The organism is Arthrobacter sp. Sr33 (assembly GCF_054511195.1).
This window is the reverse complement of the sequence record NZ_JBTNDD010000013.1, coordinates 37,268-52,242: the sequence shown is the minus strand read 5'-3', so window position 1 is coordinate 52,242 and position 14,975 is coordinate 37,268. Positions and strand designations below refer to the sequence as shown.

Sequence of the window (14,975 nt, the reverse complement as noted above, 5' to 3'; positions counted from 1 at the left end):
CAGTGCTCAATGTGGATCCTGACTCATCCTGGAGGCCCGACGAAGCGAAGCGATTCCGCGACTGGCGAGGAGACAAGGTGACGGCGCAAAACGCGGAAACAGACCTACTGCGGGGTAGTAGCAAAGCTCCTGACGTCGAGTCAGCTGCGTGGCTCATTCTGGGCGCGGGACTACGGGGGGAGCCTTCCGCGCTGGACAACAGCACTACCACCTGGACCGCTGAGGCCGCGGCGGATTTAGGTAGCCGCAGCGCCCGGATAGACGTCGGTCCGGGAAGCTTCATGGCTAAGCTGGAGCGTCAACTTGCGGGTGCTAGCCGTGGCACGGTGCTCCTAGCCGCTGAGCTCCTCTATCTGCAGGTGGTGCCACTGGCCAACGTCACCCCGGCAACCAAGATCGCCCGCATCGAGAAGGTCCTCTCGTGGGTGCCTGGCGAGGCAGTGAAGCTCACTCCCGAACTCGAATATGGGCTTGAAGCGACAGGGTCGTTCAATGGTGGCGTCGGTTTCAACATTCAGGTCGCCGACCACATCGCTTGGCTCACGCGCTTCGTTCAACACGTCGTTGCTCAGCCCAGGAGCCTGATGATTGAGGCCGCCCTCGCCGATCCATGGACATTCATCAGGATGACTCAGTCTGTGGAGAGCGATTGGCCCACAATCCGCTACAGCATCGACTACCTTGCATGGCCCGGATACCTCCAACCCGTCGTGAAGAAGGATCACCGTATCCGTATCCGCAACGCTTTCGCTCCAATCATTGGCGGACCTAGCGGCGAATCGGAGACGGACATCGCTAAGGATCTTCACGCCATCCAACAGGCGCAGCGAGGCGACTCCAGCGAGTATGTGGAATGGTACCGCGAGCCTTATCTCAGCGAATGGCAGGTGCCCGGCGAGGACGTAGGACAGCGGGCATGGCTTGTGCGGCAGAGTCAGGCAGGGGTAGCGATGCTCGACACTTGGCTGTCGAACGGCTTCGTGTCGACCCGCGCTCAGCACCTTGGATCGCCAGCACCCGGCGCCAGCTTCGACGAGATCCAAGCTGCCGTGAATACGGGCTACCAACACATCGACTACTCCGAACGTAAAGCTCGCGCACACGAGTACTACCGCTTCCTCAGCCAAATGAAGGCCGATGACTTCATCCTCACGCAGTTCGAGGACAAGCTCTATTTGGGAGTCGTAACCGGTGGAGCTGAGTATGTCGTTGACGAAACTTCGAGGCTGCGTCGGAGCGTGGCCTGGCGCAAGGCGCCGATCAGCAATGCCGATTTGACCGCGCCGTTACCGCGTCTGTTGGAGGAGCAGGGTTCTGTAGTCGATCTCACTGACGGGCTAGCTGCCATCGAAGCCTGGTACTCCGAGGAGAATCCCTCTGAGCCAAGCACCGAGGAGGAGCCGGCCGCCAAGATGCAACCCGCCGTCGTGCCTGAACTTCGCCCGGCCTCGACCGAGTTGGCGGCAAAACTCCACGTCGATCTGGGGAGCCTGCAGGAGGTCGTTCGGCTCCTGCAGACGCGGCAGCAGATCGTGTTCTATGGACCGCCCGGAACGGGTAAGACCTACCTTGCCGGAAAGATCGCGCGCTACCTCGCTGGCGAAGAGCACGGTGACCACGTCAAGACTGTGCAGTTCCATCCGTCTTACGCTTACGAGGACTTCTTCGAGGGTTATCGGCCGGCGCAGACCAACGGTGATTCGGTGGGATTCAGTCTGGAGCCTGGTCCGTTGCGTCGGATTGCCGCAGAGGCGTCGCTGGACGGGAATCGGGATAAGCCGTATTTCCTAATCATCGATGAGATGAACCGAGGCAACCTGGCCAAGATCTTCGGTGAACTTTATTTCCTCCTCGAATACCGGGACCAGGGAATTAACCTGCAATACAACCCCGAAAAGACCTTCGTCCTTCCGCCGAATCTGTTCATCATCGGGACGATGAATACGTCGGATCGCTCGATTGCCATGGTGGACGCAGCTATCCGCCGTCGGTTCGCTTTTGTGGAACTCCATCCGCAGGAGGGCATGATTTTCGGGATGCTTGAACGATTCCTCGACGCCAATGACAAACCTCGGCTGAGAGCGGACCTTCTCAACGCCTTGAACAGGGAAATATCGCTGGAAGCTGGCAATCGGGATCTGATGATCGGCCCGTCCTACTTCATGAAATCCCATGCCGAGACTGACCAAGGGCTGGAAGAGATCTGGAAGTACGAACTTCTCCCGCTGTTAGAGGAGCAGTACTACGGGCGGCTGAACAGGGATAAGGTTCGGGAGAAGTTTGGACTCCAGGCAATGCTCCGCAAGTCCGCCCCGGAAAGCGGACCGGTAGATTTGGCATTTGCTGCTGAACCGCCGGCGGAAGGCGAGAACCAGGCGGCGAACCGCGGACCGGGCGAACACGAGGGGGAAACAAAAGGGGATTCAGGTTTCCCACCGGCTGGCGCACAACTCTGATGATTCGCACGATCGTCCTCGACGAACTGCAATACGCGGGCGAACTCGTTGAGATTAGTTCGGAAGAGGCCGCGACACTACGCGAGACGGGGCTTGTCGCCGTCGCGCCCGCTCACAACAACCGCATGCTTATTACTCCCGCAGGCAGAGTGGGCGCCGTGCAAGTTGGAGACCTCTTGGTCGAGGTGAAGCCGAAGCAAAAGGTTGGGCTGAGCCGGCTGTTGTTTTTGCTCGGATACGCGAGCACCCCGGGTTTCCGGTCGGACGACGTTCAGGGAGTCGAAGACGCGGATTTATTCGCGGCGCTGGGGGAGTCATTGGCTCGACAAGGTGAGCGCGCATTGGAACGGGGCGCGCTATGCGGGTATGTCCATGTGGAAGAAGCGCTGAGGACCGTTCGCGGACGGATACGCGTTGGGGATCAAATGACACGTCGACCGGGAATGTTGTTACCGCTAGAGGTTTCATTCGATGACTTCACAGCGGATATTTCGGAGAACCGGATCCTAAGGGCAGCCATCCGTTTGATGATGCAGGTCCCAAGGCTTTCCGAAGCCGTCCGATGGCGGTTGGCGCATCTTGACTCGAAACTTGATGGCGTGTCTCCGCTGCGGTTTGGAGCGCCGCTACCATCATGGACCGAATCTCGGATCAACGAGCGATATGTGCCCGCACTGTGTCTGGCTGAGATCGTACTGCGGAATATGTCGGCCGAAGCTGGAGCGGGGCGTTATTCAGTCGCTTCATTCGTCGTCAATATGGCCACTGTCTTTGAGGATTTCCTGACCACGGCGGTGCGAGAGGCTCTGGATCGATTCCCGGGGGAGACCGCGGGGCAGTACGAGGCGTTTATGGACGAACTTGAGCCGCAACGTCCTCGTGATCGAGTCCACATGTACGTGGACATCGTGCATTCTGTGGCAGGGCGACCGGCGCTGGTGTTCGATGCCAAGTATAAGGCGGCGTCGCCCTCCGGCGCGTATCCGAACGCCGACCACTACCAAATGCTCGCGTACTGTACCGCTCTTGAAGTGTCGCGGGCCTGGCTCGTCTACGCCGGTTCAGGTGAACCGCGCGAGCGGAGAATGCGGAACACCGGCATTTCGATTGTTGAGTTCCCCATTGATATCGGGCAGTCGCCGGAGGCGTTACTGGAGCGGGTTGAAGCCCTCGCGGAAGCGGCTCATAACGCTTGGAGTTCGGATTGGCTTCGGACTACTAAAAAAGGGGTATCAGCGTGAAGATAGGCAGCGACGGCCTTCACGTCGATGGTTGGCAAGGAAAAAATTCAAACTACGTAGGAGCGACGAAATGTCACTGATTGGTCCAGGATTTGACATTATTGGAGCCTCTCTTTTTGGGCCACCGCCTATCGACGCAGTGCATCTCGAGCTGGAGGCCGGAATGACAGTTCTATACGGCCAAAATGGGGCAGGAAAGTCAAAGATCTTACAGGAATTAAGTGCAGTGCTGCATGGTATTGGTCCGAATCACCCTGGCGGGGTTACATCGGGCATTTCATGCCTCCATCTGCGACTCACTTCACTGGACCGTGCAGTTCAAGAGGTTCCAGGAATCTTTCTCAAGCTGCTTCTGGACTGGGATTTTGAACGCAACGCTCTGGAGGTTCTTCAAGAGAGCGTTGCGAAAAGCTTAGTCCAGTACAGAATCATCGACGAAGGTGATGAAGAGTGGTATGAATCGCTGTTCCCGGGGACTGCTGGCGTGTTTATCTCTCTCTTTCCCCGAGGGACCCAAGACGAGCCGAGTTTCGAGGTGTGGATTTCAAGTCTCGTCTCGATCGATGATCGAACCGGTTTCGCGGAACACGTGGCGAGCAACTACGCGATTACCCAGCGGTTGCTGAATGAGGCTGAGAAGCTTTCGCCGACGCAGATCACTGAGATTTTGGGTTCAGTTCAACGGAACCCGCTCAGCCCGTGGGTGGAACAAGATAACCCGGTCGCCGTAAGAAGTGATCACCGAGGCATGGCGATGTCCTCCCGTCTTGACGGCTGGCCTGAGAGGTTCCCCGTTCCGCTTTTCGAATTCGCATCCGTTGGGGAGGGCCTTTTAGACGTCATAACCACGGACGCGTCACTCGAGGCGCTCGAAGCCGATACTTTGGGTATATTACGGGGTTCCCTTACGATGGGAAGCGCAGTTGAAGTGTTGATTGGCGACGAATTCGAATACGCCCCTTCTTTAGTCAATGAAGTAGAAAAGCTTGTCGCGGAAGCTAACAAATTTCTCTCCAACGTGTTCCCCAATAGATTCGCATTGAGGCTCGATTTGAAGTCCCCATCGGATTGGTTCATGGGTAACACGCCTGCCTGGTTGGCGGTCAGCGAGGCGGCCGGAGGGCTGGAACTCCCGTTGACAGAACTTTCCGCAGCCGAAAGAAGATGGGCGAGTGCCGCTATAGGTTGGGGGCAGACCTACCTTTCGGGCTTCATGCCTCAGGTTCTCCTCATTGATGAACCGGAGCAAGGGCTTCACCGGGAGTTGGAGAGTTTGATCGCCAGTAGGCTGTCCCTCATTGCAGGCCCGTCCGGTTCGTCAACGGTCATAGTAGCTTCCCATTCGCCCGGGTTCCTTGAGGCGCCGGGGGTGTCCCAGCTAGTTCACGTCAGCCGAGATGAGAAGGCTAGGACCCGAGTTGCGAGTCTAGACCTCTCCTCCACGGATCAGCTGAAGGACGATGCTCACAGACTAGGTATGCAACCGCATGATCTGCTACAGCTAATGCGCGTTGCAGTTATCGTTGAAGGGAAACATGATGAGGTCGTATTAGGTCGACTCCTCGCAGAAGACCTGAGGGATTCCGGTGCTCGAATCTTCCCTCTAATGGGAGCGAAAGGAATGCGCTCTCTCGTCGAGTCGAAAATTCTTTTCGACGCGACAGATTCCATTTTTCTAATCGTTCTGGACAACCTGAAAATGGAGAAAGTTGGTCGTGCCTGGAGGGAAGCAGAAGTCGCCGTTGAAAATAACAACCCGCGAGCTGCCAAAGCCGCCTTAAGGAATTTGGAATATCCCGGCAGCGGCGGAGAATCAAAGTGGCTCCGTGCCCTTGGTGACAGGGCTGTCGAGCTCGGGCGTTTGAGCCGTATCAAAGTTTGCGGACTGAGTGAGAGAGACATTATTTGTTACCTCCCAGTAGATATGGTCGTTCCGGGCCAGGGGAGCTGGACCCAACTCGAAGCTGAATTTGAGCGGGCGCGTGAGTTTGGTGCGGAAAATAGAGACTTTAAAGAGTATCTCATCAGAAAAAAGTCCGCCTCCATCAGTGTGAGATCTTTGACTGCAGCCGCAGGCGAAGTCGATATCCCGCACAGGGAGATTCAGGACCTTGGATTGTTCATTAGGTCACTCGGGCAGTTCCCCGCGACTGATGGCATGTAGGTTGACTTGAGAAAGCAGACAAGACCGAGTATTGGTTCGGGGTGACCGGTGGGAAACAATGAAGGGGTAATGATGCAACTACCCGACATTCTCAAGGCGGAGCAGACCGATGCAGCGGCGGACTTGGTCCGCGCGTATTACGAGGACACGTTCAAACACGGACGGCCGCGGAGCGGTAGCCGATTCGATGATTGGGCTGGTGGAGGCGATGCACCTGCAATAGCGAATCAGGTGACCCCTGATGACCTGATCGCTGTCTCCTTTCTCTCAGTTAGGATCAAACCGCAGGCAGCGATTGGTTTACTCGAGACGCATGCTGCCCGTGTGTCGGAGCTGCTTGAAGCTATTCCGACCAACCTGGATCTCGTCGACGCCGATATCGAAGTGATTAATGCGCCGGACAGCCCTGCCTCAGAATTGTGGGATTTGGTTCGAGGGAAGCGGCACGGCAAGTGGGGAGTCGGCCAGACCACCGCAAGCAAGATTTTGGCGCGAAAGCGGCCGAAGTTGATACCAATTTATGACTCGGTAGTCGGCCCGCTTATGGGGCTCAAGCACTCTGGTGACCAGTGGAAAGTTTGGTACGAGGCCCTTGCCGATGGAAACGATTTGCCCCAGCGTTTAGAGACCATCCGCCAGAAGTCCGGGGCACCGGAGAAACTGTCAGGGCTTCGCATCATGGACGTTGCTCTGTGGATGGATGGAAAGCGGAAGGGTCTAAAGGTCTTCAACGACGACCCTGCCGACTGAGACTTCCTGAGGAGTGATAGCAGATTTCCAGAGCACCTCGGCTTCGGCCATGCCGTAGTGCAGCTTCCAGTTCCTCCCGGCGAGCATTGCGTCGTTGTGCAATTCCTTGATCGCGCTCACAGTGAATTAATCGGATCTGGCGGACGGAGTGGGACATGAGCGAGATACTGGTGCGCACTGACGGTGGGCAGTGGCTGGAGCCGTATGAACGCGGCTTCGGCTACGAAGCGGACCTCCAGCGAATCCTCGTCGAGCACCCGCAGCTGATCCCGGGGGTTAGCGTTGGAGCGGTTGCCAGTCGGGAATTTCAGTCGGGTGCAGGGCCAGCTGTCGTCGTCGTCGTGGATCCAGATGGCACCTTGACCCTGGTGGAATGCAAACTCGCCACCAATAAGGACGTGCGCAGGGTAATCGTGGGCCAGATGTTCGACTACGCATCAGGCTTTTTCAACATGCACATTGACGAGTTTGAACACCGCTGGGAGCTCGGCAGGAACGGAACGCTCGAAGATTCGTTCGGGAATGCAGAAGTCCGGGACGCGGTCACGGAGAATCTACGCAAGGGCCGCTTCCGCATCGTGCTCGCCGTCGACGCGATCAACCCGTCGTTGAAGCGCATAGTGGGGTATCTGAACGCCATGTCCGGGCTACAGACATCAGTGATCGCTGTCGAGTACACGCGGCTGTATGGGCCTGGGCTCGAAATACTGATGCCCCGGACATATGGGCTGGAGCTGGCCGAGGAGAAGGTCGCGACCGCAGAAAAGAACCAGGAGCGCTGGAATCTCGAGCAGAACCGTCGCTGGATCGAAGAAAACGACGCCGACAATCTGGCTCGATTTCTGGCGTTGGTTGATGGAGCTGCGGAGATGGACATCCCTTTCGTGGGATCCCCGGTCAGCCTGAAATCCGATGTGCCGGCTGGCGGGTTGCAGGTAGCTCTTCCGTCCGGCGACGTCATCGGGACGATCTACGTGTATCACTACCGCGGGAAGTCGACCTTCATTGAGTTCAGCTTCACGGCTTTCGCGGAGGTGCTGAAACGCGATGCGGAGGCCAAGCGACATTTTGACGAGTTTCTGAACCGGCTGGCTATGATTCCTGCCGCTCATAGTGCAGCCGAAACCCTTCGCGGTTCCTACGCGAACAGAAGGCCGAACGTGCGGCTGTCGGAGCTATCCGATGAGGACATGCGGCATTTGGTTGAGGCGCTTGCACCACTCTGCAGTGAGTAGGCTTCGGTTGCCCGGCGGTGCCTGTCTCGGCTAAGTTTTGAACAATCACTTCGAGTGAATCAAGGGCCGTCCGTAGATAAGCGGCGTCCAAGTGCGGGTATAAACCCATGCGACTACTTCCGAAAAGGACTGTCGCATTGCCGACTGCACTAAAGTCAAACACCCGTCCCTCCGGGCAGCTCGATGTGTTCTTCGCGCGATAACCCGGGCGAGCGCAACACGCGCTAAATATCCGGTTGCGGTCTATCCATGCGAGCACTGTCGTTGCTGGCACCTCACCTCGAAAAAGCCGTCCGGGCGACCGCGATGGTGGGAGTCCCGCTCGTGATCGAATTGTCAGTGCCGGATCGTATGGTGAGCGCATGGAACCAACAGAGAAGCAGCCGCGGCGAAAGCGGCTAAAGAAGTGCCCGGTGTGTGGCGGCGAGTCATGGCCAATCGCCTATGGGATGGTCGGTCCGGATGCCTATGAAGAGTTGCCCGAAACATACTTCGCGGGTTGCTGCATCGTCCATCAGGAGCGCGTGTACCCAATGACTGGCAAGGTTGAATATGGTGTGCCGGAGTGGGCCTGCCAGAACGACGGGTGCCGTCACCAATGGTGGTGAGCGGACCGAAGCCATTTCTCTTTAGCGCTCCAGTACCATTTTCACTACAGTCCACCAGCCACGCACGGTACGGTCTCTTCTGAATCACAGTGCGCTCTCCGCGAAGTATGTTTGGGGAGAGCGCCGCGCCCAATCAACGTCCTCACCGGAGTCTGAGAGTCGACTCGCCAGTCCGCTGATGTCGGCAGCAAATACTCCGAATCGAATCGCTATGCTTTGCTAAAGCCACGCGCATCAGCCTTGCGCGCCCTTGGGGCTGCGACGAATGGAGTTTCCTTGTCGAATGAACCGATTTGCTGTTCCTGCATGGTGTTGGAGATGGCGACCAGGATGGCAACTGGAAGATCGGCCTCACTGAGGTGCTGATCGGTCTCGGCTACCCCGATCTAGATTCGGCGCGAGTGCGCGCCCCAAGTACGCGCACGCATTGCGGGGTACCGACGCCAACGTGCCCATGCCAAGCCTGACGATCAAACAACCCGTACGCGAGGCTGCTAGGAATAACCGTCGTGACTTCGAACGTCGTACCGGAGCGATCGAGTTCAGGCTTGGACGGCATAATCGCGGTAACGGTCGACCGGGCGGGGATGCCGTTGTCAACCTTGCGGTTGAGCTTTTCCCCTTCGCCCAGGTGCACAATTACATCAAGAACCCGCAGATTCGTGCTCAGGTGCTGACCCGGATTCTTCAAGTCGGGGAAATTGGTGATTGTCGCCCATAGCCTCGGCTCTGTGATCGCCGCAGACCTCCTCCGTCGATTGCCAGCCGGCCTCGGCTTAGCCGGTATGGTGACCGTCGGGAGCCCACTGGGGAACGACAAATTCGATGTTGACAAACTACGGGAAACCTTGAAGGAACCGCCAACGAACTTGGCATGGTGGGTCAATTTCTGGAATGTCCACGACCCCGTGGCCGCATATCGGGGCGTGTCATCTGTTTTCCCTTGGCTCGTCGATTTCCGTATCCAGACCAAAATGAGTCTCCGCGCTCACAACGCGGCAGAGTACCTCACCGACGAGACGGTGGCGGAGGCCATCGGGTTCGCGTTGTTCGGATCGAAGTCGAAGGAGGACGCGACGATCGAGCAGGGTATCGACATCCCGTTGGATGGACCCGAGCGTTGCAGTCTCCTGGCGCTGAGGTACGCACACCACGCCAAGGCCAGACTGGATGGCGACAAACTCGCTCGCTTCGCTGGTGCGCTTCGACAAGTGCAGGCAACCGTCGTCGACGACATCGCGCGGCGGAACGCCGGCGAAAAAAGAGCGGTGCCATCAGCCATTGCGCGCCTCGCGTTCGATTTTTCTGATCCAGAGGCGATGGTGCCCGAGCCGCTCCCGCACGGCCACCTCGCCAAGGCTGAAGCCGTGGGCTTATTCACTGTCCTTGCAGCAGAGAACGTCATCCGACCCTTTGAGATCTCACTTCCCAAAGACAAATGGCGGGACGCCATGGAGGATCTGGCGGCGGAGATGGGACTGGGGCGCCAGTTCGGCGCCGATGTATTAACTGCTGCGGAGAGAGCTCAGGAGGCTTTGAGCGGCAACCGGGGAGCGAGTTGGAAGAGATGGGGCGCATTGGGCGCGGGAGCCGCTGCACTCGTCGTGGCGACGGGTGGTTTAGCCCTCGCAGCCGGTGCCGGCCTTGCTGGCGCAGCGGCTATCACCAGCGCGCTCGCGAGTTTTGGGCCTGGCGGTATGATCGGGGGCCTCATAACGGCGGGCACTCTCGTCGGCGCAGGTGGCGGCGGCATCGCGTTCAGCCTTGCCAGTCCTGGAACCAGCGCGGAAACCCTCGAAGCAGTCGTTGAGCGTTGGCTCGCTGCGGCAATTCTGCGGCAGCTGCAGCATCTGGAACCGGATTCGAACCTTTGGGGGAATCTGGCTGAGATGGAAATCGAAGTAAGACGCGAACTCGAGCGGCAAGACGAGTTTTCCGATGAATCCGCGCCGGCACTCAAAGAGCTGAAGCGGAAGGTCGACACCATCGAGCGTGCGCTGAGGTACTTGAGCGACAACGGTCTCGAACCAAGCGTCGCGTTCATCAGTCCCGACGAGACGGATTGAAGCCGGAGCGATGCGGTGACTATATATAAGCCTGCCGAGCTAGCCCGGGGACTGGGATATACCGAGCAGCGACCGTGGAAGATCGTACTGGATTATTCTACGGAAGAAAAACTCCGACCATTCGAAGTTCCAGCGGTGGGTGCTCGATGATGCCCGAGCTGCGGACGTTCGCGCCAACGTTCCGCGGAAGCGCTGACTTCACTACTAGGATCCCCTGATATGAAACGCAACCCCAAAGATCCGGGTAAGGACCGCGTCGCTTATAGCTCGCGCCGACGGTACGCGGTTCTTCGCGGCATAGTAGGTGTGCTCGGAGCCACCTGCAGCAGCGTACGGATGGGCTCGAGTCCGAGCCGGCGTCCCTCGACGACGTCGTTCTTGTTCGCGTCGATGAACGAGACTATTTCAGATGTTGGCGGTCGAGCTCCGCCCCGAAGAAACTCGCGGCGCGCTTGAAGATTACATTCGCCCGCCGCAGCTCACGGTTCTCCTGCTCAAGCTCACGCACCCGCCTAGCCTCCGAAGTGCTCCCCCCTGGGCTCTGGCCATCATCAACATCTGCCTGCCGTACCCATGCCCGTACCGATTCAGTACCGTATCCCAGCTGCGGTGCGACCCGATGCACTGTTCCGTGCTCGGTAACGAGCTCCGCCCGCAGGGTCCGAACCTTCCGGACTGCAGCAGCTTTCTCCTCCGACGAATACCGACGTGCCGTCGACTTTCCAGATCCCTGACTCGTTGCCATGACTCTATTCTCGTTTCCAATATCAGGAGTCTCCACCAAACAGTGAAGATGAGAGTGAGCTTCCGGTGGGGGTTTGACTTTCCAATAAACTGACGCACTTTCGGGTGTTGTCCTGCCTAGGACCCGTCGGCCCGCGCCGGGGGCTCGTCCATGGTCTGGAAGGCCGGACCGGGCGGGGACGTGACTTCATAGGACCCTGTTCAACGTGCCCCGTCACTGTTGTGTCCGCCCGGCCCGGTTCGGTCATCCAGCACGGTACGAGTGAAGGAGACCATTCCAGAATGACCGCTGTGCTAACTGACACGCAACCCGTCATCATCGCCGGAGTCGATGCTCACAAAGACACCCATCACGTCGTCGTGTTGGACGGTAACGGCGTACGACTTGCCGATAAGCAGTTTCCCGTCACCACCGATGGTTACCGGCAGATGCTCGGCTGGGTCACCGGTTTCGGGGTGCTCGACAAGATCGGTATGGAATCAACCGGTTCGTACTCGGCCGGCCTCACCAGGTTCCTGCTCGACGCTGGGGTCGAAGTTCGAGAAGTCAACACCCCTCACGCTCACACCCGAGCAAGGAAAGGCAAGACCGACGCGATCGATGCCGAGGCCGCCGCCCGGAAGGTACTCGCCGGAGATGCAACAACCCGACCGAAAACCACGACCGGAGCGGTCGAATCGATCCGGCTCCTTACCGTGGCAAGGAACTCCGCGATAAAAGCCCGCTCCGCCGCCCTCGTTCAACTACAGGATGTCCTCGTCACCGCACCGGCCCAGCTCCGCGATCAAATAACCGCGAAAGGCGGGCACGCGCAAGCTACCCAGTGCGCAAAGTTCCGTGCCGATGTCACACGACTCGATGATCCGGCCCAAGTGGCGAAGCTCACGCTACGCAGCCTCGCCAAACGTATTCACGCGCTCGATGATGAGATCATGGCCCTCGATGCACAACTCGAGAAACTCGTCGCCACAACTGCCCCAACCCTCGTCTCCCGACTTGGGATCGGCATCGGGCATGGCGCTCAGCTCCTGATCACCGCGGGGCAGAACATTGACCGCCTCGGATCCGACGCGGCCTTCGCGCGTCTCTGCGGTGTTGCCCCGATCCCCGTCGCTTCCGGCAGAACGCACCGAATGAGACTCCACCGTGGCGGCGACCGGCAAGCCAATCGTGCACTCCACATGATCGCGGTCTGCAGACTCCGACACGACCCACGGACCATCGACTACATGCAACGACGCTTGGCCGAAGGTCTCTCGAAAAAGGACATCCTCCGCTGCCTCAAACGCTTCATCGCCCGTGGGGTCTTCAACGACCTCAAAACCGACCCCGGACTCACTTGATATCTATAGGACCGTCCCAGGGCGGTTCAGGACGCCGCGGCGGTGCTGGCCGCGCTGAGTTGTCAGGCGCCGGTCGGGGAGCCCGGTTAGGCCGATTTCGGGGTGACCCGTGGGCGGGTAACGCCCGCCTCCCTGCGCCGCTTCTGGCTGGCGAGCAGTAGCCAGCTGGTGCGCGGGACCGGCCACAAGATGGCCAGCGCCAGCACCGGGATCAGGGAAATGCCGACATCGGGGAACTGGCGGATGATGACGAACAGGTGGGTGTCGAACTGGGTAGGGGCGTAGGCGAGGCATAGCCACAGCGTGAATCCGTCGAGGGCGAGCGCTGCGGCGGCCCAGGCCAGGAGGGTCTGCGGTTTACGGGTAGCGGCTCCTCGGCTGGGCCGAAGGAACCGCAGCGTCAGCCCCAGGCTGAGCAGCTGGGCCAGCAGCAGTCCGAATGCGACCGCCCAACTGGAGCGTTGCAGCCAGTCTTCCTGCACCACTACGGGTACCGGGGCCTGGCCGTGGAGGATCCGCAGGAGGTTGCTGTCGATCGCTTTCAGCCGTGATGGGGCTGCGGTGTCATTGCCGTTGATCACCAGTGCGAGGCCCAGCCCGTCGGACGGAACCATGGCGAGGTAGGTGTGACTGTTGCCCCATTCGCCCTGATGCTCGAGCAGTCGGGGGAGTGTCCGCTCCGGGGGTGGCGGTGCTGCGGGATCGGTGGACTCCACCAGCGGCCTGGTGAACCATCCCATGGCGTAGCGCGTGGATCCGCTAGTCCGTGCCCGAGGCTCGAACATCGTCTCAATGCTTTCGGGCTTCAGGATTTGGGAGTCGCCGAACCGGCCGTCGTCGAGCAGGGCAATCAATTGGTGGCTGAGGTCCTCGGCCGATGAGTACAGGGTGGAGGACGGCATGCCGGTGGTCGGTGCGGGAGTGTCAGTTTGGCGCCACCATCTGCCAAACCACAGGGAGTAACCGTCGGCGGCGTTGTCAGCTCGGGCTTCATCCCGGGTCGGATGACTGTTGTCCATTGCCAGAGGGACGAAGACATGCTCTTTCAGGTAGTCGCCGAAGGGCTGGCCGGTGACCTCCTGGACCAGGACGCCCAGGATGTTGAAGTTGGCGCTGGCATACCAAAAGCGTGCGCCCGGTTCGGTGGCCAGCGGGGAGCCCGCGAGGTCCCGCACTCCCTCTTCGAGCGCGTCGGGATCCTGCGCGTCCGAGTATTCGAAGGCGGTATGTCTGGAGGCCATGCCGCTGGTCTGATGGAGCAGGTGGCGGACGGTGATCTCTGCCGAGCGGTCGTCGTCGAGCGTGAACCACGGCAGGTAGGTCTGCACCGGCTCATCCAGTTGTAACCGGCCAGCTTCGACCTGCTGCATGACGGCGATGGCGGTGAAGGTCTTGCTGGTGGACGCTAGTAGCACCGGGGTTTGCGCGGTCATGGGCCGTCCGGAGCTATCGGCGTGGCCGAAGGCGGCGGTGTGGACCTGGACTCCATCCTCGACGACGGCGATCGCCGCGCCGGGGAGTCCCAGATCCTCGATCTGTTCCTGAAGATAGGCATCCAGTTCTGCGTACATCTGCTCTTGGGTTGCGGCCCGCATGGATGATGCAGCCGGAGAGGCAGCTGCCGATAGGGGAGCGCCGCCGAGGAATCCGGCGGCCACAGTGCACATTACGAGGCAGAGTGATGACCAGGATGGTCTCCGCATGCCGCACCTGCACTTCGGTTGTCAGTTCCTTCACGGTATGGCCGAGTCCGGGGGAAAACAATGTCGGGCAGGATCAGATATGCCCCGATTTAACAAACATCCGGCGCTTGGTGAGACGGATAGTTGGATTAATCGGAACCTTTTGTAGCCTTTGCCGGGGTAGGACAGGCGCAAAGAAAACGCCTCTTCGTTTCTGTACTGGCGTCCCAATTACGGCTGAATAGACATCACAAAGGGGAGTCTAACGGGTCTACCTCCTCGCATTGGCACGCCCTTCTAATGCCGTCTCTCCATGGGTGAACTGGTGACGGCACCCTAAGTTACAAGAAAATTTAGCATTTTCGCAGGCATGTACTGTCGGAAGCCCGGCATAGCATGGCCGCATGAACTCCGATCAGAAACCCAAAATACCTAGGACGCGCAAATGTCCTGTCTGCGGCAGCGAGTCGTGGCGGATTGCCTACGGCGAGATCATGCCGAACCTGCAGGCCACCATGCCTAAGACAGTATTCGCCGGATGCTGCATCCTCACGGAGGAACGCTTCAATCCAAAAACCGGTCGTCGTGAGCGGGGCACGCTGGACTGGGAATGCCAAAACGAAGCGTGCCGCCACCGCTGGTGGTGAGTCGGTGGCTGACCGTAGGCCAGTAGGGTAGTGCTAAT

10 protein-coding genes and 1 pseudogene are annotated in these 14,975 nt (G+C 59.1%); 8 read left to right on the top strand and 3 right to left on the bottom strand.

Annotation, left to right across the window (positions count from 1 at the left end):
* The first annotated feature begins 11 nt into the window (after window positions 1-11).
* From ACX80T_RS15150 to ACX80T_RS15135, 4 genes are all read left to right on the top strand, one after another.
* Window positions 12-2,456, top strand: a complete 2,445-nt coding sequence (locus ACX80T_RS15150; protein ID WP_459304848.1) for an McrB family protein — start codon at window positions 12-14, stop codon at window positions 2,454-2,456.
* Complete coding sequence (locus ACX80T_RS15145) at window positions 2,456-3,697, top strand: McrC family protein (RefSeq protein ID WP_459304847.1); 1,242 nt, start codon at window positions 2,456-2,458, stop codon at window positions 3,695-3,697. The genes ACX80T_RS15150 and ACX80T_RS15145 overlap by 1 nt, the downstream gene beginning before the upstream one ends.
* A gap of 70 nt (window positions 3,698-3,767) precedes the next feature.
* A complete protein-coding gene (locus ACX80T_RS15140) occupies window positions 3,768-5,861 on the top strand; it encodes an AAA family ATPase (RefSeq protein WP_459304846.1) in 2,094 nt (697 codons plus the stop codon).
* 69 nt (window positions 5,862-5,930) lie between these two features.
* Window positions 5,931-6,611 (top strand): DUF6308 family protein, encoded by a 681-nt coding sequence (locus ACX80T_RS15135; RefSeq protein WP_459304845.1) that lies wholly within the window; start codon window positions 5,931-5,933, stop codon window positions 6,609-6,611.
* Here the strand turns inward: ACX80T_RS15135 and ACX80T_RS15130 are convergent.
* Window positions 6,579-6,731 carry a hypothetical protein gene (locus tag ACX80T_RS15130; RefSeq protein ID WP_459304844.1) on the bottom strand — a complete coding sequence of 51 codons (153 nt, stop codon included), beginning with the start codon at window positions 6,729-6,731 and terminating at the stop codon, window positions 6,579-6,581. The two genes, ACX80T_RS15135 and ACX80T_RS15130, sit on opposite strands and share 33 nt — an antisense overlap.
* A gap of 35 nt (window positions 6,732-6,766) precedes the next feature.
* On the opposite strand from ACX80T_RS15130, the gene ACX80T_RS15125 reads away from it, so the two are divergent.
* Both ACX80T_RS15125 and ACX80T_RS15120 read left to right on the top strand, forming a co-directional pair.
* Window positions 6,767-7,846, top strand: coding sequence for a hypothetical protein (locus tag ACX80T_RS15125; RefSeq protein ID WP_459304843.1), 1,080 nt, complete (start codon window positions 6,767-6,769; stop codon window positions 7,844-7,846).
* Window positions 7,847-9,428: 1,582 nt separating this feature from the next.
* Window positions 9,429-10,520 (top strand): hypothetical protein, encoded by a 1,092-nt coding sequence (locus ACX80T_RS15120; protein ID WP_459304842.1) that lies wholly within the window; start codon window positions 9,429-9,431, stop codon window positions 10,518-10,520.
* Between the two features lie 246 nt (window positions 10,521-10,766).
* On the opposite strand, the pseudogene ACX80T_RS15115 reads toward ACX80T_RS15120, so the two are convergent.
* Window positions 10,767-11,265: pseudogene (locus tag ACX80T_RS15115) on the bottom strand (transposase); the annotation flags it as partial.
* Window positions 11,266-11,546: 281 nt separating this feature from the next.
* Between ACX80T_RS15115 and ACX80T_RS15110 the strand changes: the two are divergent.
* Complete coding sequence (locus ACX80T_RS15110) at window positions 11,547-12,608, top strand: IS110 family RNA-guided transposase (protein ID WP_459304841.1); 1,062 nt, start codon at window positions 11,547-11,549, stop codon at window positions 12,606-12,608.
* A gap of 86 nt (window positions 12,609-12,694) precedes the next feature.
* Here ACX80T_RS15110 and ACX80T_RS15105 read toward each other — a convergent pair whose 3' ends face one another.
* Window positions 12,695-14,275, bottom strand: coding sequence for a serine hydrolase domain-containing protein (locus tag ACX80T_RS15105; protein ID WP_459304840.1), 1,581 nt, complete (start codon window positions 14,273-14,275; stop codon window positions 12,695-12,697).
* Between the two features lie 419 nt (window positions 14,276-14,694).
* Between ACX80T_RS15105 and ACX80T_RS15100 the strand changes: the two genes are divergently transcribed.
* A complete protein-coding gene (locus tag ACX80T_RS15100; RefSeq protein WP_156911354.1) occupies window positions 14,695-14,937 on the top strand; it encodes a hypothetical protein in 243 nt (80 codons plus the stop codon).
* The last annotated feature ends 38 nt before the right edge of the window (window positions 14,938-14,975 follow it).